The following is a 15,663-nucleotide window of genomic DNA, read 5'->3' as shown; positions in this document are numbered from 1 at the left end:
GCTTTTTAGATTGGCTTGAAATGTTCGAAAGGCTCGCGGCAGGCCATGCAGCGATAGAGCGCCTTGCAGGCGGTCGAGCCGAAGGCCGAAAGGCGCTCGGTACGCTCGCTCGCGCAGCGCGGGCAGGCGATGCGTTCGCCTGCGATGCGGCCGAAGAGCTTGATCGGCATTGCGGTGTTGGCCGCGGCTTCGGGTGTGAGGTGGGCCGGCGGCGCGATGCCGTAGGCCTTGAGCTTGGCGCGGCCTTCGTCGCTGATCCAGTCGGTGCTCCAGGCGGGGGCGCGGCGCAGGGTGGCGCGGGCGCGGCCGAGGCCGGCCTGCTCGATTGCGGCCAGCACGTCGTGCTCGATGGCTTCGGTCGCGGGGCAGCCGGAGTACGTTGGCGTGAGCACGATCTCCAGGCCGTCGTCGTGCTCGATCACATCGCGCACGATGCCGAGGTCGCAGACCGACACGGCCGGCACCTCGGGGTCGAGCACGGTGTGCAGCACGGCCCACGCGGCATCGACGCGCGAGGCTGCCATGAGGTCGGCCGTGGTCACCACACGCCCCCGGGGTAGCTGCGCTGCAGGTGCTGCATCTCCGCGAGGATGTAGCCCATGTGCTCGCTGTGCACGCCGCGCTTGCCGTTGCTGCGGAAGGCAGCTTCCTTGGGCATGGCGAGGCCGGCCGCGTCGAGCACCTGCTGCATCTCGGCCAGCCAGGGTTCGCGCAGCTCGCTCCACGCCGGGCCGAGGCCGCTGGCGCTGGCTTCGGCATCCACCGCGTCGCTTTCGAACAGCTCGGGCATGTAGAGCCACAGTTGCTTCAGCGCTTTTTCAGTGCGTTGGCGCGATTCGTCGGTGCCGTCGCCCAGGCGCACCACCCAGTCGCCCGAGTGCTGCTGGTGGTAGCGCGCTTCCTTCAAGGCCTTGCCGGCGATGGCGGCCACTTCGGCGTCGTTCGATGCGGCGAGGCGCTGCCACAGCAGCTTGAGCAGCGTCGAAACCATCGTGTTGCGCACGACGGCAAACGCGAAGTCACCACGCGGCAGTTCGGCGATGGTGAGGTTGAAGTAGTCGCGCTCGTCGCGCAGGTAGGCCAGCTGGTCTTCGTCGTGCTCGCGGCCAGCTCCTTCGAGCTTGCCGGCGTGCGTGAGCAGCGCGCGCGCCTGGCCGACGAGGTCGAGCGCGATGTTGGCCATCGCGATGTCTTCCTCCAGCACGGGCGCGTGGCCGCACCATTCACCCAGGCGCTGCGCGAGCACGAGGCAGGTGTCGCCGATGCGCAGCAGGTACTGCACGGCGGGCGTGCGGTTCAGTTCGATCGATGCTTCCATGGTCCTGGCCTTGCTCACATGTGGTCGACCGACTTGGGCAGCGCGTAGAAGGTCGGGTGGCGGTACACCTTGTCTTCAGCCGGGTCGAAGAACATGTCCTTGTCGCCCGGGTCGCTGGCCACGATCTGCTCGGAGCGCACCACCCAGATGCTGCTGCCTTCCTGGCGGCGCGTGTACACGTCGCGCGCCATCTGGATCGCCATCTTCGAATCGGCCGCGTGCAGGCTGCCGCAGTGCTTGTGGTCGAGGCCGGCCTTGCTGCGAACGAACACTTCCCACAGGGGCCACTCTTGCTTGCTGTCTTGGGTATTTGGGGCGCTCATGCGGCCTCCTTCATTGGTTGCTTGTTGGCATGGGCCATCGCGGCTTCGCGCACCCATGCGCCGTCTTCCCAGGCGTTGACGCGGGCCTGCAGGCGTTCGCGGTTGCAGGGGCCGTCGCCGCCGATCACGCGCCAGAACTCGCTCCAGTCGATGGCGCCGAAGTCATGCGCCTGGCGCTCTTCGTTCCACTTCAGGTCGGGGTCGGGCAGGGTCACGCCGAGGATGGCGGCCTGCTCGACGGCGGCGTCGATGAACTTCTGGCGCAGCTCGTCGTTGCTGAAGCGCTTGATGCCCCAGCGCATCGATTGCGCGCTGTTGGGCGACTGGTCGTCCGGCGGGCCGAACATCATGATCGACGGCCACCACCAGCGGTCGACCGCGTCCTGCACCATCGCCTTCTGCGCGTCGGTGCCGTGGGTCATCATGGTGAGCAGGGCTTCGTAGCCCTGGCGCTGGTGAAAGCTCTCTTCGCGGCAGATGCGGATCATGGCGCGCGCATACGGTGCATACGAGCAGCGGCAGATCGGCACCTGGTTCATGATGGCCGCGCCGTCGACCAGCCAGCCGATGGTGCCCATGTCGGCCCAGGTCAGCGTGGGGTAGTTGAAGATCGAGCTGTACTTGGCCTTGCCGCTGTGCAGCGCGTCGAACATCTGGTCGCGCGATGTGCCCAGCGTTTCGGCGGCGGCATACAGGTAGAGGCCGTGGCCGCCTTCGTCCTGCACCTTGGCCAGCAGGATGGCCTTGCGCTTGAGCGTGGGCGCGCGGCTGATCCAGTTGCCTTCGGGCAGCATGCCGACGATTTCGGAGTGCGCGTGCTGGCTGATCTGGCGCACCAGCGTCTTGCGGTAGTGCTCGGGCATCCAGTCTTTTGCCTCGATGAAGTCGCCGGCGTCGATGTGGGCGTCGAAGCGCTGCTCGAGCTGCATTTCCTCGGCGGAGCGCACGGCCTTCTGCTTGCCGTCGCCTGCGTCCTTGCCCATGGTGTCCATTGCCTGGGTGTACATGTGCGTGTCCTTTCGGTGGGGTGTGAGGGGCGGCTCAGCGCGGGCGCGTGTCGATCACGCGGCGTGCCTTGCCGGTCTGGGTGCGTTCCATCTCGTTGGGCGCGTGAACCACCACGCGCGTGGAAATGCCGATGAGCGTCTTCACGCGGTGCTGCACCCATTCGCCGATGGCGGTGCGATCCGCCGAGGCGGCGTCGGCGGGGTTGAGCTCGCAGTGCACCTCGACCTGGTCGAGCTTGTCGGCGCGGCTCACGTGCACCTGGTAGAGGCCCGACAGCGCCTTGTGCGCGAGCACGATTTCTTCGACCTGCGTGGGGAAGACGTTGACGCCGCGGATGATCATCATGTCGTCGCTGCGCCCGACGATCTTGCCCATGCGGCGGAACGAACGCGAGGTGGGCGCCAGCAGGCGCGTGAGGTCGCGCGTGCGGTAGCGCACGATGGGCATGGCCTCCTTGCTCAGCGAGGTGAAGACCAGTTCGCCTTCTTCGCCGTCGGCCTTCAGCTCGCCGGTCTCGGGGTCGATGATCTCGGGGTAGAAGTGGTCTTCCCAGATGACGGGGCCATCTTTGCTCTCGACGCATTCGCTGGCCACGCCGGGGCCCATCACTTCGCTCAGGCCGTAGATGTCGACGGCGTCGATGCCGGCCTTGGCCTCGATGTCGCGGCGCATGGCTTCGGTCCACGGCTCGGCGCCGAAGATGCCGACCTTCAGCGAGCTGTCTTTGGCGTCGAGGCCCTGGCGCTCGAACTGCTCGATGATCACCTGCATGTAGCTGGGCGTGACCATGATGATGTCCGGCTTGAAGTCCTGGATGATCTGCACCTGCTTCTCGGTCTGGCCGCCGGACATCGGGATGACGGTGCAGCCCGCTCGCTCGGCGCCGTAGTGCGCGCCGAGGCCGCCGGTGAAGAGGCCGTAGCCGTACGACACGTGCACCATGTCGCCGGGCCGCCCGCCCGCGGCGCGGATGGAACGCGCCACGAGATTGGCCCAGGTGTCGATGTCCTTCAGCGTGTAGCCGACCACGGTCGGCTTGCCGGTGGTGCCCGACGACGCATGGATGCGCGCGACGTTTTCGCGCGGCACGGCGAACATGCCGAAGGGGTAGTTGTCGCGCAGGTCGCTCTTCACCGTGAACGGAAACTTCGACAGGTCGGCGAGCGACTTCAGGTCGTCGGGGTGCACGCCCTTGGCATCGAAGGCCTTGCGGTAGTGCGGCACGTTGTCGTAGGCGCGCTGCAGCGTGGCGCGCAGGCGGGTGAGCTGCAGCGCGGCGATCTCGTCGCGGCTGGCGGTTTCGATGGGGTCGAGGTCGCCGGGGGCGGGGTGCTTCACGGTCATGTCTGTTGTCTCCTCAGGCGGCAGCGGCGTTCGGGACGGCGGGGCGGCCCTTGGCTGTGTAGGAACGGCCGCGGAACATCGCGATGCGCTCGCCGCGCTGGTTGATGATTTCGGTGTCGTACAGGCCGGTGCGGCCGGCCTTGGACACCTCGTGGCAGCGCGCGGTGAGCAGGTCGCCCTCGCGCGCCGGGGCGATGAAGTCGATGGCAAAGCCCGAGGCCACGGTCAGCTCGTTGTACGAGTTGCAGGCAAAGGCGAAGGTCGAGTCGGCCAGCGTGGCCATGAAGCCGCCGTGGCAGATGGCGTGGCCGTTGAGCATGTCGGCGCGCACGCGCATCTCGATGGTGGCCTGGCCGGGGCCGACCTCGACGATGCGCATGCCCAGGCCCTTGCTGGCGTTGTCGTTCTCGAACATGCCGTCGCGGACGTACTCGGCCGTCTGCTGGGGTGTGCGGGTGGTGTCGGTCATGGCTCAGCGATCCTTGAACACGGGGGCGCGCTTGGCGCGGAAGGCTTCGACGCCTTCGCGGTAGTCGTTGGCGTTGCCCATGTCGCGCTGGAGGCGGGCTTCTTCGGCGAGTGCCGTGTCGAGGTCCATCTCTTGCGCGGCGGCCATGGCCTGGCGCGTGGCGACGAGGGCGCGGGTCGGCATGCCGGCCAGCTTCAGCGCGAGCGCCGCCGTGGTTTCAGTCAGCGCCGCGTCGTCCACGCATTGCCAGATCAGGCCGATGCGAGCGGCTTCTTCCGCCGACAGCTTGTCGCCCAGCAGCGCGATGCCGAGTGCGCGAGCCGAACCCACGAGGCGCGGCAGCAGCCAGGTGCCACCGGTGTCGGGCACGAGGCCGATCTTGGTGAAGGCCTGGATGAAGCTGGCCGAGCGGGCCGCCACCACGAGGTCGCAACACAGCGCGAGATTGGCGCCTGCTCCGGCCGCAACACCGTTGACAGCTGCGATCACCGGCACCGGCATCGAGCGCAGGCGCGCGACCAGCGGGGCGTAGTAAGTGGAGATGACGTGGCCCAGGTCCTTGGGCGCGGCGCCGGGTGTCGGGTCGGGGGCGACCGAAGGGTCGGCCAGGTCCTGCCCTGCGCAGAAGGCGCGGCCTGCGCCCGTGAGCACCACGCAGCGCACGCTCTCGTCTTGGGCCGTCAGCTCCAGCGCCGCCATGAGTTCGGCGTGCAGTTGCGTCGTGAAGCTGTTGAGTGCCGCGGGGCGGTTGAGGCTCAACGTGCGCACGGCGCCGGCATTGCCGGTGAGTACCAAAGGCTCGGTCATCGCGTGTCTCTTTCATCCTTTGTGGGAGCGGATCGGAGTGCAAACACTATTGACCGACCGTTCGGTTGATTTTAGTATCGAGCCTGCTACCGGCACAAGCGGGAGCTATTCAGGGCAAACCCTGAGTCCCGCGAAAAACAAAGGAGACCGAATGCCCAGCTATTCCATCGACGGCGTAATTCCGGTCGTCGACCCGAGCGCGTACGTGCACCCCACTGCCGTGCTGATCGGCGACGTGATCGTCGGCCCGAACTGTTATGTAGGCCCCTGCGCCAGCCTGCGCGGCGACTTCGGCCGCATCGTGCTGGAGGAGGGCTCGAACGTGCAGGACCACTGCTGTGTGCACGGCTTTCCCGACAACGACACGGTGATCGAGGTCAACGGCCACATCGGCCATGGCGCGATCCTGCACAGCTGTATCGTGCGGCGCGACGCGCTGGTGGGCATGAACGCGGTGGTGATGGACGAGGCCGAGATCGGCGAGAAGGCCATCGTCGCGGCCTGTGCCTTCGTGCCGGCCGGCATGAAGGTGCCGGCACGTTCGCTGGTCGCGGGCATTCCGGCAAAGGTGAAGCGCGAGTTGAGCGAGGACGAGATCGCGTGGAAGCTCGAAGGCACGCAGACCTACCAGGACCTCACGGTGCGCAGCCTCGCGAGCCTGCATGAGGTGGCGCCGCTCGCGCAGGTCGAGGCAGACCGTCCGCGCCTGCCGGCCACCGAGGTGCGTTCGCTCATTGCCACCAAGCGGGGCTGACCCCATTCGCGCTTCGTGCAAGATCGCGCGTTGTCCCCAACAGTCCAACCCAGGAAACCGACCCGATGCCGCGTGGAAGATCCGCCACTTACGACGATCAGCGTGAACTGATCCTCGCGCAGGCCGCCCAGCTGTTCGCGCGCAGCGGCTATCCCGCCACCTCGATGAACCAGGTGGCCGAGGCCTGCGGTCTCTCGAAGGCCACGCTCTATCACTACTACAAGGACAAGAGCAGCCTGCTGATCAGCATCGCCGAGACGCACGTCTCCAAGCTCGCGGCGCTGGTGGCCGAGGAAGAGGCCTCGACGCACACCGACGAGCAGCGCCTGCGCCGCTTCATCTACCGCATCGTCGAGGAATACGCCGGCGCGCAGGACGCGCACCGCGTGCTGACCGACGACGTGCGCTTTCTCGCGGAAGCCGACCGCGAACGCGTGCTCGACAAGGAGCGCGAGGTGGTCGCGGGCTTTGCGCGTGCGGTGTCTGCGCTGCGCCCCGGTGCGCCGAGTGACGACCTTGCCAAGCCGCTGACCATGCTGTTGTTCGGCATGATCAACTGGATGTTCACCTGGATGAAGCCGGGCGGCCGGCTCGACCACGCGGCCATTGCGCCGATCGTGGCCGATCTGTTCCTGGGGGGCATCGGGGCGGTCAAGACGCCCGATGCGCCTGCGGCCAAGCCACGCAGATCCTCTAAAGAATCCGGTTGAACCAGAGCAGCGACAGCCCCGCCGACAGCAGCGTCAGCACCGCCGCGCACATCGCGAACAGCGCCGAGATTTCGGTTTCCTTTTTCTCCACCGTGAGCTTGGAGCTCAGTGTCTCGTAGACCTTCTTCAGGTCGTTCGCGGTGCCGGCGTAGAAGTACTCGGCGTTCGTCTTGTTGGCGATGGCCTTGAGCGTGTCTTCGTCGAGCCGTACGCGCATCGACCAGCCTTCGAAGCCGATGGTTTCGCCGTCGACGGTGCCCACGCCCACCGTGTAGATGCGCACGCCGCGGTCGGCCGCGGCCTTGGCTGCGTCGAGCGGGTCGACGCCGGTGGTGCGCTGGCCGTCGGTCAGCATGATGATCGCGGCGGAGGTGAAGGAACCCGGCGCCACGGGTGTGAACTCCTTGAGCTTCTTCTCGTTCTGGTCGATCGGCATGCCGCGCTGGCGGCTCGGCGCGCTGAACTGCTCGACGTCGATGCCCGCATCGGGGAACAGCGTGGCCAGCGACACCACGATGGCATTGCCCGTGGCGGTGGCGCGCTGGAGCTGGAAGCTGTCGATGGCGGTCACCAGGTCTTCGTGGTTGGTGGTGGGCAGTTGCGCCACCTGCGCGCTGCCCGCGAAGGCGACGATGCCCACCTTCACGCTGCGCGGCAGGTCCTTGATGAAGCTCTTGGCTGCCTCCTGCGCCGCCACGAGCCGGTTGGGCTGCACGTCGGCCGCGCGCATGCTGCCCGACACGTCCATCGCCAGGATGATGGTCTGCTGGTTCGACGGCAGCACCACCACCGCCATCGGCCGCGCCGCGGCCACCAGCATCGCGGCCATGGCCAGCAGGAAAAGCATGGGCGGAATGTGCCGCCGGATGCTCTGCCCGGCGCCCATGGCTTCGCGCACGATCGACAGGCTGGCGTAGCGCACGGCCAGCTTCTTCTTGCGCCGCAGCAGCCAGAGGTAGAGCAGGATCAGCAGTGGCAGGGCAGCCAGCAGCCAGAGGAATTGAGGCCAGAGAAAAGTCATGCTGCCACCGCCTTCATGCCAGCTGGGCCTCCGATGCGCGTGCGGCGCTTGCGCATATCGGCGAAACGGACGATGGCTTCCACCAGGTCGTCCTGGGTCGAGAGCTCGAGTGCGTCGACGCCTGCCCTTGCCAGCGCCTCGCGCAGTGCGGTTTCACGTTCGGACGCCAGGCGCGCGAAGCGCTTGCGAAAACCGGCGTCATGGGTGTCGACCCACAGCTGCTCGCCGGTCTCGGCATCGCGCAGCGGCACCAGGCCGAGGTCGGGCAGTTCGAGTTCGAGCGGGTCGAACAGGCGCACGGCGACCACTTCATGGCGTTGCACCAGCTGGCCCAGCGGGCGCTCCCAGCCGGGTTCGCTCAGGAAGTCGGACACCACGAACACGGTGGAGCGGCGCGGCATCAGCGTGGCGGCCGACTTGAGCAGGCCATCCAGGCGCGTCATGCCTTTCTGCGTGGGGGCGGTCTCGGCCTTGCCGGCGCGCTTTTCCATCGCATGCAGCAGGTGCAGCACGTGGCGCCGTCCGCTGCGCGGCGGAATCACCGCTTCGAGGTCGCTGCCGTATACCAGTGCGCCGACCCGGTTGCCGTGCCGCGTGAGCAACCGCGCCAGCACGCCGACGAAGCCGGCCGAGATCTCGCGCTTGGCCTTCAGGCCCGAGCCGAAATCGACCGAGCGGCTCAGGTCGAGCACGAACCACGCGGCCATCTCGCGGTCTTCGGTGAACACGCGCACATGCGGCGTCTGCAGCCGCGCGGTGACGTTCCAGTCGATGTGGCGCACGTCGTCGTGGTGCTGGTACTCGCGCAGGTCGGCCAGGTCGAGTCCGGTGCCGCGCATCAGCGTGCGGTAGTCGCCCTGCAACAGGCCGTCGAGGCGGCGGATCACGGTCCATTCGAGCCGGCGCAGCGCGCGTTCGGCCCCGCCGGCTTCTGCGGCGAGCCGTTCGTCGTTTGCGGCCGTAGGGGCCTTACGCCACCAGCTTTTCATGCGATTTCAGGGAACACCGCGGAACCGGCTTTGCCGGGCCGCTGGTGTTGCCCCCTGCAAGGGGGTTGGCGAAGCGACACGAAGTGCGCGAAGACTGGGGGTGTGCTCATTTCAGGCCACCAGCTTTTCATGTTCGAGCGGTTTGGGTGGGGCGGGGACTGCACGCATGATCTTCTCGACCAGGCCATCGGGCGTCAGGCCTTCGGACAAGCCTTCGTAGGAAAGCGTCACGCGGTGGCGCAGCACGTCGGGCACCAGCGCCGTCATGTCTTCCGGCAGCGCATAGCTGCGGCCGCGCAAGAGCGCCAGGGCGCGTGCGCCTTCGGTCAGGCTGATGCTCGCGCGCGGGCTGGCGCCGAAGGTGATGAAGCGGCGCAGATCCTTCAGGCCGTGCTTCTCGGGCGTGCGCGTGGCCGACACCAGCTTCACGGCGTATTGAATGAGCGAAGGGTCGACGTACACGCGCCGCGCCTCGGCCTGCAGCGCCGCGAGCTGCTCGGTCGTGGCGACCGGCGTGGCGTTGACGGGCGGGCCGATCACGCGCTGGACGATGACGAACTCTTCCTCGTCGCTCGGGTAGTCGACCAGCACCTTCATCATGAAGCGGTCGACCTGCGCCTCGGGCAGCGGGTAGGTGCCCTCGGTCTCGATGGGGTTCTGCGTGGCCATCACGAGGAAGGGGCGCGGCACCTTGTGCGTTTCGCCGGCAATGGTGACCTGGCGCTCCTGCATCACTTCGAGCAGCGCGCTCTGCACCTTGGCCGGCGCGCGGTTGATTTCGTCGGCCAGCAGCAGGTTGGCGAACACCGGGCCCAGCGAGGTGCTGAACTCGCCGGTCTTCTGGTTGTAGATGCGCGTGCCCACGAGGTCGGCCGGCACCAGGTCGGGCGTGAACTGGATGCGCTTGAACTGGCCGCGCACGGTGTCGGCCAGCGTCTTGATGGTGAGCGTCTTCGCAAGGCCCGGCACGCCTTCGACCAGCAGGTGCCCGCCCGCAAGCATGCCGACCATCACGCGCTCCAGAAAGCGGTCCTGGCCCACGACCACGCGCTTCACCTCGTAGAGGATCTGTTCCATCAGTTCGGCGGTGCCGGCGGGCGTGGGGTTGACGGTCTCTGCTGTGCTCATGCGAAGGACTTTCGAAGAAGGGTCGGTCAGAACGGTGGCGAACCCGCGGCGGACGCGGCGTTCTCGATGGGCACCGCGAAGCCGATGCCGATGAAAGTGCGCTGCTGTGTCGGGTTGAGGATGGCGGTGACGATGCCGAGCACCTCGCCGTCCATATTGATCAGCGGCCCGCCCGAATTGCCGGGGTTGGCGGCGGCATCGAACTGGATCAGGTTGCCCAGCTCCTGCTTGCCTTCGGGCGAGCGGAACGAGCGCTTCAGGCCCGACACCACGCCAGCCGACACCGATGGCCCGATGCCGAACGGAAAGCCCACGGCCGCCACCTGGTCGCCGGGGCGCAGGTCGGCGGTCGAGCGCATGGTGGCGGGGATCAGGTCGTCGGGAATCTTCTGCGCCTGCAGCACCGCGAGGTCGTTCTCGGGCTGCACGCCGGTGATGGTGGCGATGGCTTCCAGCCCGTCGTAGAAGGTGACCTTGATCTTGTCGGCGCCTGCGACCACGTGCAGGTTGGTGAGGATCACGCCCTTGTCGACGATCACCACGCCCGTGCCCACGCCGCGCTCGACCTCGCCCGGGGCTTCGCCGTCGTTGGGGGCTTCGGGCGGCTTGCCCTTGGCGATGTTGCGTCCGCGCTTCTGGGTTTTGGCTTCGGGCGTGTGCTTTTCTTCGCCGTAGCTCACCACCCGCACCACCGAGGGCCGGATGATGTCGGCCGCCTTGGCCGCGGGCGAGGGCAGGGTGTTGGTCTGCAGCGTGCGCAGCACGGCCGCGTCGATGTCTTTTTGCGTGAGTGCCTTGGCACCCGGGCGCGGCATCCACAGGGCGGCGCCGGTGACCAGCGCGGCCGACAGCAGGAAGAGCAGCGCGAAGCTGCGGCGACCGGGTTGCCAGCCGGGTTTTTTCGCGGGAGCAGCCTGCAGGGACTGGCCCCCGCCGGCGTTTTCAGCCGATGCTGGCGCATCCGCCCGTTCGGCCGCCTCGTCTGCGGCCGGTGGCAGCGTGCGGGGCGAACGGCTGTAGAAAGCGGGCCTGCGCATCGGAGCACCTCCGGCTAAAAAATCGCGTGAAGGAGTTCACAGTAGCACGCTTTCCGCGCCTGCGCATCCCATCAGGCATCATCGTGCGATGGCTACCTTCGTCGATACCCACTGCCATCTGGATGCGCCCGAATTCGGTGCGGAGATGCCGGCCCTGCGCGCCCGCGCCGCCGGGCTGGGGGTGGCGATGTGCGTGATCCCGGCGGTGGCCGTCTTCAATTTCGCCGCCGTGCGCGAACTGGCCCACGCGCAGGGCGATGCCTACGCGCTGGGAATCCACCCGTTGTGCACCGGCGAGGCGAAGGACGAAGACCTTGAAACCCTCGATGCCGAACTGACCGCACGGCGCGGCGACCCGCGGCTCGTGGCGGTCGGCGAGATCGGGCTCGACTACTTCGTCGAGGGGCTCGACGGCCCGAAGCAGGAGCGCTTTTTTCACACTCAGTTGCAACTGGCACGCAAGCATGGGTTACCCGTGCTCATCCACGTGCGGCGCTCGGTCGACAAAGTGCTCAAGCATCTGCGGCAGACGGCGGGCGGCAGGCCGTGGCAGGGCATTGCCCATGCCTTCAACGGCAGCGAGCAGCAGGCCCATGCGTGCATCGATCTCGGGTTGAAGCTCGGCTTCGGCGGCGCGGTGACCTTCGAGCGGGCCCTGCAACTGCGGCGGCTGGCAACCACGCTGCCAATCGAATCGATCGTGATGGAGACCGATGCGCCCGACATCCAGCCGCACTGGCTGTACCGCACGCAGGCCCAGCGCGATGCCGGCGAACCGCAGGGCCGCAACGAGCCGGCCGAGCTGCCGCGCATCGCCGAAGTGGTGGCCGGCCTGCGGGGCATGGGCATCGACGAACTGGCCGCGGCCACCACCCGGAACGCGCTCGAAACGCTTCCGCGTCTCGAAAACCTCATGGCCATGTCGGAACGCCCGCCGCAACCCGCGTAGGCCAATGCCCCGACCTGCCCGGATGCGTGCAGATGGCGTGGATTTGCTGTCATCCTTGAACTTCACCAGTTCGTTGCTGGTTCAGTGGCAAGTCAGTCACTCAAAACTTCATCCAACAAGGAGCTTTACATGACCACGTCTTTCATTCGCACCGTGCCCGTCGTCCTCGCGCTGGCGCTCGCCTCCATCGGCGTGTCGGCCGTGGCCCAGACCACCGCGCCTGCTGCCACCGCCCCGGCCCCGGCCGAGCCCTCCACCACTGAAAAGGTGAAGGAAGCCGGCAAGGACGCTGTTGACGCCACCAAGCGCACCACCAAGAAGGCCGTCAACGCCACCGAAAAGGGCGCCAAGAAGGCCTGGAGCGCCACCAAGCGCACGACCAAGAAGGCGACCACCGCCACCAAGCATGCAGCCACCAAGACCGGCGAAGTCGTCGAGAGCGCCGGCCACAAGACGGCCGACGGCATGCGCAGCACCGGCAAGGCCATCGGCGAGAAGATCCCCGGCACGGCCGAGAACGAAGCCGCCAAGAAGTAATTTCAATTTCGGGCCTGCTTCGGCTCTCTCTCGAAAGAACCCGCTTCGGCGGGTTTTTTCATGGGCCGCGCGAGCGCGTGCGAGACGGTGGCACGATTGCCGCCCATGAATCCACCCGCCGCATCCGATGCCGCCAGTTCCATGCTCACGGGGTTGGCGCCCATCGTCTCGCCTGCAACGGCCGTGCTCATTCTCGGCAGCTTCCCCGGGGTCAAGTCGCTCGAGCGGCAGCAGTACTATGCACACCCCCAAAACCAGTTCTGGAAGATCTTGCAAGCTGTCTGGCCCGAAGTCCCTTTGCCGTCGGGCGTAGACAGCTACGCGCAGCGCTGCCGCTGGCTGCTCGACCGCGGCCTGGGCGTGTGGGACGTGTACGCGTCTTGCGAGCGCGAGGGCAGCCTCGACTCGGCCATCCGCGCGCCCGTGGCGAACGACATTGCCGGGCTGCATCTGCCGAAGCTCGCCGCCATTGCGCACAACGGCGGCGAGAGCTTCAAGCACGCGCGCCATACGCGCACCCTGGGCGTGCCGGTCTACCAGCTGCCTTCCACCAGTCCTGCCAATGCGTCGTGGAGCTTCGAGCGCAAGCTCGCGGCGTGGCGCGAGGTGCTGGCCACCCACAAACTAGTCGTCTGACGGCATCGATGGCATCGAGCAAAACTTCTATTTCTCTCCCCGAGGTCAATTTCTCCGACTGGGGCGACATCCGCTACCTGCACCTGGGCACCGAATGGGTCCAGGGTTCGATGAAGCTCGACGCGCCTTTCGAGATCGAACTCGAATATGTGCAGCGCATGATGGCCTGGCTGCTGTTTGCCGACGGCAAGACCGTGGCCATCCGCCATGCGATGCAGCTCGGCCTGGGGGCGGCCACGCTCACCAAGTTCAGCCGCAAGATCCTGCGCATGCGCACCACCGCGATCGAGCTCAATCCGCAGGTGGTGTCGGCCTGCCGCGGCTGGTTCAAGCTGCCGCCTGACGACCCGAAGCTGCGCGTGGTGATCGCCGACGCCGCAGCCGAGATCCGCAAGCCTGAATGGCACGGCACTGTCGATGCCTTGCAGGTCGACCTGTACGACCACGAGGCCGCCGCGCCTGTGCTCGACAGCGAAGACTTCTATGCCGACTGCCGCGCGCTGCTCACCGAAGACGGCTGCATGACGGTCAACCTCTTCGGCCGCTCGTCGAGCTACGAGCGCAGCCTCGAAAAGATCGCCGGTGCATTCGGCGCCGACGCCGTCTGGGCCTTCAAGCCGACGCGCGAAGGCAACACGGTGGTGCTCGCGCAGCGCACGCCGAGCCGTCCGAAGCGCGAGGCGCTTGCCGAGCGCGCCCAAACGATCCAGACTCGCTGGGGCTTGCCCGCGCCGAAATGGTTGCGAGTCTTCAAGCCCCTGAATATTTCAATCACTCGACCTGCCGGCTCATGAGCGCTGTTCCCGCTGTTTCTGCTCCCGCCCCCCTGGCCGCCCGCCACGAAGGCCCGCTCGATCTGCGGCGCCTTATTGAATGGCTCGCCGCCGATGGCGTGATTTCCCCGGTCGAAGCCAAGCGCACCATCGCGCGCTGCGCACAGGCCGAAAGCCGGCAGGCACCGCTGGTGCGGCTGGCCAACGTGGCCATGACGCGAGAGAGCGACAACAAGCCGCTGGACCTCGAAATGCTTACGCAATGGCTCGCGGGCCGCGCCGGGCTCACGTACCTGCGCATCGACCCGCTCAAGGTCGACGTGGGCAAGGTGGCCGACACCATGAGCGCCGCCTACGCGGAGCGCCACAAGGTGTTGCCGGTGCAGGTGCTGCCCAACGAGGTGGTGGTGGCCACGGCCGAGCCCTTCCTCACCGACTGGATCGCCGAGGTCGAGCGCCAGGCGCGCCGCTCGGTGCGCCGCGTGGTCGCCAACCCGGCCGACATCCAGCGCTATACGGCCGAGTTCTTCGCGCTTGCGAAGTCGGTGCGCGCCGCGCAGAAGGCCGGCGGCAACACCGGCGGCGCGAGCTTCGAGCAGCTGGTGGAGCTCGGCAAGAGCAACAAGCAACTCGACGCCAACGACCAGAGCGTGGTGCAGGTGGTCGACTGGCTGTGGCAATACGCCTTCGACCAGCGCGCGAGCGACATCCACCTGGAGCCGCGCCGCGAGCAGGGCGTGATCCGCTTTCGCATCGACGGCATCCTGCATCCGGCCTACCAGATGCCGATGGGCGTGATGAACGCGATGGTCGCGCGCATCAAGCTGCTGGGCCGCATGGACGTGGTGGAAAAGCGCCGCCCGCTCGACGGCCGCATCAAGACCCGCAACATGCGCGGGGACGAAGTCGAAATGCGCCTGTCGACCCTGCCGACCGCCTTCGGCGAGAAGATGGTGATGCGGATCTTCGACCCCGACACGGCAGTGAAAGACCTCGACGCGCTGGGCTTTGCGCAGCACGACGCGCAGCGCTGGGAACAGCTGGTCACGCGGCCCAACGGCATCATCCTGGTGACTGGGCCCACGGGTTCGGGCAAGACCACCACGCTGTATTCCACGCTCAAGCGCGTGGCGACCGAAGAGGTCAACGTGAGCACGGTGGAAGACCCGATCGAAATGATCGAGCCCTCGTTCAACCAGACGCAGGTGCAGCCGCAGCTGGACTTCGGGTTTACCGAAGGCCTTCGCGCGCTGATGCGGCAGGACCCGGACATCATCATGGTCGGCGAAATCCGCGACCTCGCCACCGCCGAGATGGCGGTGCAGGCCGCGCTCACCGGCCACCTGGTGTTCAGCACGCTGCACACCAACGACGCGCCGAGCGCCATCACGCGGATGATGGAACTGGGCGTGCCTTCGTACCTCATCAACGCGGTGATGCTGGGCGTGCTCGCGCAGCGGCTGGTGCGCACGCTGTGCCCCAACTGCAAGCAGCCCGACGACACCGTCACCCGCGAGAAGCTGGAGACCATCGTCAAGCCGTGGCAGATCACGGGCTCGGTGCGCGCGTACAAGCCGGTGGGTTGTGTCGATTGCCGCATGACCGGGTACATGGGCCGCATGGGGCTGTACGAACTGCTGAGCATCAGCGAGGCGTTCAAGGCGCAGGTCACGAAGGAGCCCAACCTGGGCGGGCTGCGCAGGCAGGCCGTGATCGACGGCATGCGGCCGCTGCGGCTGGCCGGCGCGCTGCGCGTGGCCGAAGGCGTGACGACCATCGAAGAGGTGCTGAGCGCCACGCCGCCGCTGGAATAATCCGGCAGTTCGACATCCGGAAGGCCGCTGAGACCTTTCGGGTTAT

18 protein-coding genes are annotated in these 15,663 nt (G+C 67.2%); 7 read left to right on the top strand and 11 right to left on the bottom strand.

Annotated elements, in window-relative coordinates; translation table 11 throughout:
- Positions 1-5: 5 nt before the first annotated feature.
- Genes paaD through BLW48_RS02290 form a run of 7 tightly spaced genes read right to left on the bottom strand, consistent with a single transcriptional unit; the run spans position 6 to position 5,269 of the window.
- Positions 6-524, bottom strand: a complete 519-nt coding sequence (gene paaD / locus BLW48_RS02320) for a 1,2-phenylacetyl-CoA epoxidase subunit PaaD (protein ID WP_093173216.1) — start codon at positions 522-524, stop codon at positions 6-8.
- Between the two features lie 14 nt (positions 525-538).
- On the bottom strand, positions 539-1,318 hold the full coding sequence (paaC, locus tag BLW48_RS02315; protein ID WP_093172389.1) for a 1,2-phenylacetyl-CoA epoxidase subunit PaaC: 780 nt from the start codon (positions 1,316-1,318) through the stop codon (positions 539-541).
- Between the two features lie 14 nt (positions 1,319-1,332).
- Positions 1,333-1,641 carry a 1,2-phenylacetyl-CoA epoxidase subunit PaaB gene (paaB, locus tag BLW48_RS02310; RefSeq protein ID WP_093048835.1) on the bottom strand — a complete coding sequence of 103 codons (309 nt, stop codon included), beginning with the start codon at positions 1,639-1,641 and terminating at the stop codon, positions 1,333-1,335.
- Positions 1,638-2,648, bottom strand: a complete 1,011-nt coding sequence (paaA, locus tag BLW48_RS02305) for a 1,2-phenylacetyl-CoA epoxidase subunit PaaA (RefSeq protein ID WP_093172387.1) — start codon at positions 2,646-2,648, stop codon at positions 1,638-1,640. The genes paaB and paaA overlap by 4 nt, the downstream gene beginning before the upstream one ends.
- Before the next feature lie 34 nt (positions 2,649-2,682).
- Complete coding sequence (gene paaK / locus BLW48_RS02300; RefSeq protein ID WP_093075786.1) at positions 2,683-3,993, bottom strand: phenylacetate--CoA ligase PaaK; 1,311 nt, start codon at positions 3,991-3,993, stop codon at positions 2,683-2,685.
- 13 nt (positions 3,994-4,006) lie between these two features.
- Complete coding sequence (gene paaI / locus BLW48_RS02295; RefSeq protein ID WP_093048845.1) at positions 4,007-4,462, bottom strand: hydroxyphenylacetyl-CoA thioesterase PaaI; 456 nt, start codon at positions 4,460-4,462, stop codon at positions 4,007-4,009.
- 3 nt (positions 4,463-4,465) lie between these two features.
- Positions 4,466-5,269 (bottom strand): enoyl-CoA hydratase-related protein, encoded by an 804-nt coding sequence (locus tag BLW48_RS02290; RefSeq protein ID WP_093172385.1) that lies wholly within the window; start codon positions 5,267-5,269, stop codon positions 4,466-4,468.
- Between the two features lie 151 nt (positions 5,270-5,420).
- On the opposite strand from BLW48_RS02290, the gene BLW48_RS02285 reads away from it, so the two are divergent.
- Both BLW48_RS02285 and BLW48_RS02280 read left to right on the top strand, forming a co-directional pair.
- Positions 5,421-6,023 (top strand): phenylacetic acid degradation protein PaaY, encoded by a 603-nt coding sequence (locus BLW48_RS02285; protein ID WP_093172383.1) that lies wholly within the window; start codon positions 5,421-5,423, stop codon positions 6,021-6,023.
- Between the two features lie 65 nt (positions 6,024-6,088).
- Positions 6,089-6,733 (top strand): TetR/AcrR family transcriptional regulator, encoded by a 645-nt coding sequence (locus BLW48_RS02280; protein ID WP_093048854.1) that lies wholly within the window; start codon positions 6,089-6,091, stop codon positions 6,731-6,733.
- On the opposite strand, the gene BLW48_RS02275 is transcribed toward BLW48_RS02280, so the two are convergent.
- The 4 genes from BLW48_RS02275 to BLW48_RS02260 all read right to left on the bottom strand — a co-directional run bounded on the left by BLW48_RS02275 (position 6,717) and on the right by BLW48_RS02260 (position 10,908).
- On the bottom strand, positions 6,717-7,754 hold the full coding sequence (locus BLW48_RS02275) for a VWA domain-containing protein (RefSeq protein ID WP_093172381.1): 1,038 nt from the start codon (positions 7,752-7,754) through the stop codon (positions 6,717-6,719). The two genes, BLW48_RS02280 and BLW48_RS02275, sit on opposite strands and share 17 nt — an antisense overlap.
- Positions 7,751-8,743 (bottom strand): DUF58 domain-containing protein, encoded by a 993-nt coding sequence (locus tag BLW48_RS02270; RefSeq protein WP_093048860.1) that lies wholly within the window; start codon positions 8,741-8,743, stop codon positions 7,751-7,753. The genes BLW48_RS02275 and BLW48_RS02270 overlap by 4 nt, the downstream gene beginning before the upstream one ends.
- 111 nt (positions 8,744-8,854) lie before the next feature.
- Positions 8,855-9,871, bottom strand: coding sequence for an AAA family ATPase (locus tag BLW48_RS02265; RefSeq protein WP_093048863.1), 1,017 nt, complete (start codon positions 9,869-9,871; stop codon positions 8,855-8,857).
- A 26-nt stretch (positions 9,872-9,897) separates the two neighbouring features.
- On the bottom strand, positions 9,898-10,908 hold the full coding sequence (locus BLW48_RS02260) for a S1C family serine protease (protein WP_093048866.1): 1,011 nt from the start codon (positions 10,906-10,908) through the stop codon (positions 9,898-9,900).
- A gap of 88 nt (positions 10,909-10,996) precedes the next feature.
- Here BLW48_RS02260 and BLW48_RS02255 point away from each other — a divergent pair, with 88 nt between their 5' ends.
- From BLW48_RS02255 to BLW48_RS02235, 5 genes are all read left to right on the top strand, one after another.
- The gene (locus BLW48_RS02255; protein ID WP_093172379.1) at positions 10,997-11,857 is read left to right on the top strand and encodes a TatD family hydrolase; all 861 of its coding nucleotides are present in this window, start codon (positions 10,997-10,999) and stop codon (positions 11,855-11,857) included.
- 129 nt (positions 11,858-11,986) lie between these two features.
- A complete protein-coding gene (locus BLW48_RS02250; RefSeq protein WP_093075777.1) occupies positions 11,987-12,394 on the top strand; it encodes a hypothetical protein in 408 nt (135 codons plus the stop codon).
- Positions 12,395-12,499: 105 nt separating this feature from the next.
- The gene (locus BLW48_RS02245; protein ID WP_093048874.1) at positions 12,500-13,030 is read left to right on the top strand and encodes a DNA-deoxyinosine glycosylase; all 531 of its coding nucleotides are present in this window, start codon (positions 12,500-12,502) and stop codon (positions 13,028-13,030) included.
- Between the two features lie 8 nt (positions 13,031-13,038).
- Positions 13,039-13,824 carry a class I SAM-dependent methyltransferase gene (locus BLW48_RS02240; protein WP_093172377.1) on the top strand — a complete coding sequence of 262 codons (786 nt, stop codon included), beginning with the start codon at positions 13,039-13,041 and terminating at the stop codon, positions 13,822-13,824.
- Entirely contained in the window at positions 13,821-15,617 is a 1,797-nt protein-coding gene (locus BLW48_RS02235) for a type IV pilus assembly ATPase TfpB (protein WP_093048880.1), read from the top strand. The genes BLW48_RS02240 and BLW48_RS02235 overlap by 4 nt, the downstream gene beginning before the upstream one ends.
- Positions 15,618-15,663: the final 46 nt, after the last annotated feature.

The organism is Variovorax sp. YR266 (assembly GCF_900107295.1).
Lineage (GTDB): Bacteria > Pseudomonadota > Gammaproteobacteria > Burkholderiales > Burkholderiaceae_C > Variovorax.
The sequence above is the reverse complement of the archived record's forward strand: the minus strand, read 5'-3'. Positions and strand labels throughout refer to the sequence as shown.

Bases quoted from the DNA above. Each gene is read 5' to 3' on its own strand.
- paaD (WP_093173216.1), bottom strand. From the start codon at position 524: ATGGCAGCCTCGCGCGTCGATGCCGCGTGGGCCGTGCTGCACACCGTG.
- paaC (WP_093172389.1), bottom strand. From the start codon at position 1,318: ATGGAAGCATCGATCGAACTGAACCGCACGCCCGCCGTGCAGTACCTG.
- paaB (WP_093048835.1), bottom strand. From the start codon at position 1,641: ATGAGCGCCCCAAATACCCAAGACAGCAAGCAAGAGTGGCCCCTGTGG.
- paaA (WP_093172387.1), bottom strand. From the start codon at position 2,648: ATGTACACCCAGGCAATGGACACCATGGGCAAGGACGCAGGCGACGGC.
- paaK (WP_093075786.1), bottom strand. From the start codon at position 3,993: ATGACCGTGAAGCACCCCGCCCCCGGCGACCTCGACCCCATCGAAACC.
- paaI (WP_093048845.1), bottom strand. From the start codon at position 4,462: ATGACCGACACCACCCGCACACCCCAGCAGACGGCCGAGTACGTCCGC.
- BLW48_RS02290 (WP_093172385.1), bottom strand. From the start codon at position 5,269: ATGACCGAGCCTTTGGTACTCACCGGCAATGCCGGCGCCGTGCGCACG.
- BLW48_RS02285 (WP_093172383.1), top strand. From the start codon at position 5,421: ATGCCCAGCTATTCCATCGACGGCGTAATTCCGGTCGTCGACCCGAGC.
- BLW48_RS02280 (WP_093048854.1), top strand. From the start codon at position 6,089: ATGCCGCGTGGAAGATCCGCCACTTACGACGATCAGCGTGAACTGATC.
- BLW48_RS02275 (WP_093172381.1), bottom strand. From the start codon at position 7,754: ATGACTTTTCTCTGGCCTCAATTCCTCTGGCTGCTGGCTGCCCTGCCA.
- BLW48_RS02270 (WP_093048860.1), bottom strand. From the start codon at position 8,743: ATGAAAAGCTGGTGGCGTAAGGCCCCTACGGCCGCAAACGACGAACGG.
- BLW48_RS02265 (WP_093048863.1), bottom strand. From the start codon at position 9,871: ATGAGCACAGCAGAGACCGTCAACCCCACGCCCGCCGGCACCGCCGAA.
- BLW48_RS02260 (WP_093048866.1), bottom strand. From the start codon at position 10,908: ATGCGCAGGCCCGCTTTCTACAGCCGTTCGCCCCGCACGCTGCCACCG.
- BLW48_RS02255 (WP_093172379.1), top strand. From the start codon at position 10,997: ATGGCTACCTTCGTCGATACCCACTGCCATCTGGATGCGCCCGAATTC.
- BLW48_RS02250 (WP_093075777.1), top strand. From the start codon at position 11,987: ATGACCACGTCTTTCATTCGCACCGTGCCCGTCGTCCTCGCGCTGGCG.
- BLW48_RS02245 (WP_093048874.1), top strand. From the start codon at position 12,500: ATGAATCCACCCGCCGCATCCGATGCCGCCAGTTCCATGCTCACGGGG.
- BLW48_RS02240 (WP_093172377.1), top strand. From the start codon at position 13,039: ATGGCATCGAGCAAAACTTCTATTTCTCTCCCCGAGGTCAATTTCTCC.
- BLW48_RS02235 (WP_093048880.1), top strand. From the start codon at position 13,821: ATGAGCGCTGTTCCCGCTGTTTCTGCTCCCGCCCCCCTGGCCGCCCGC.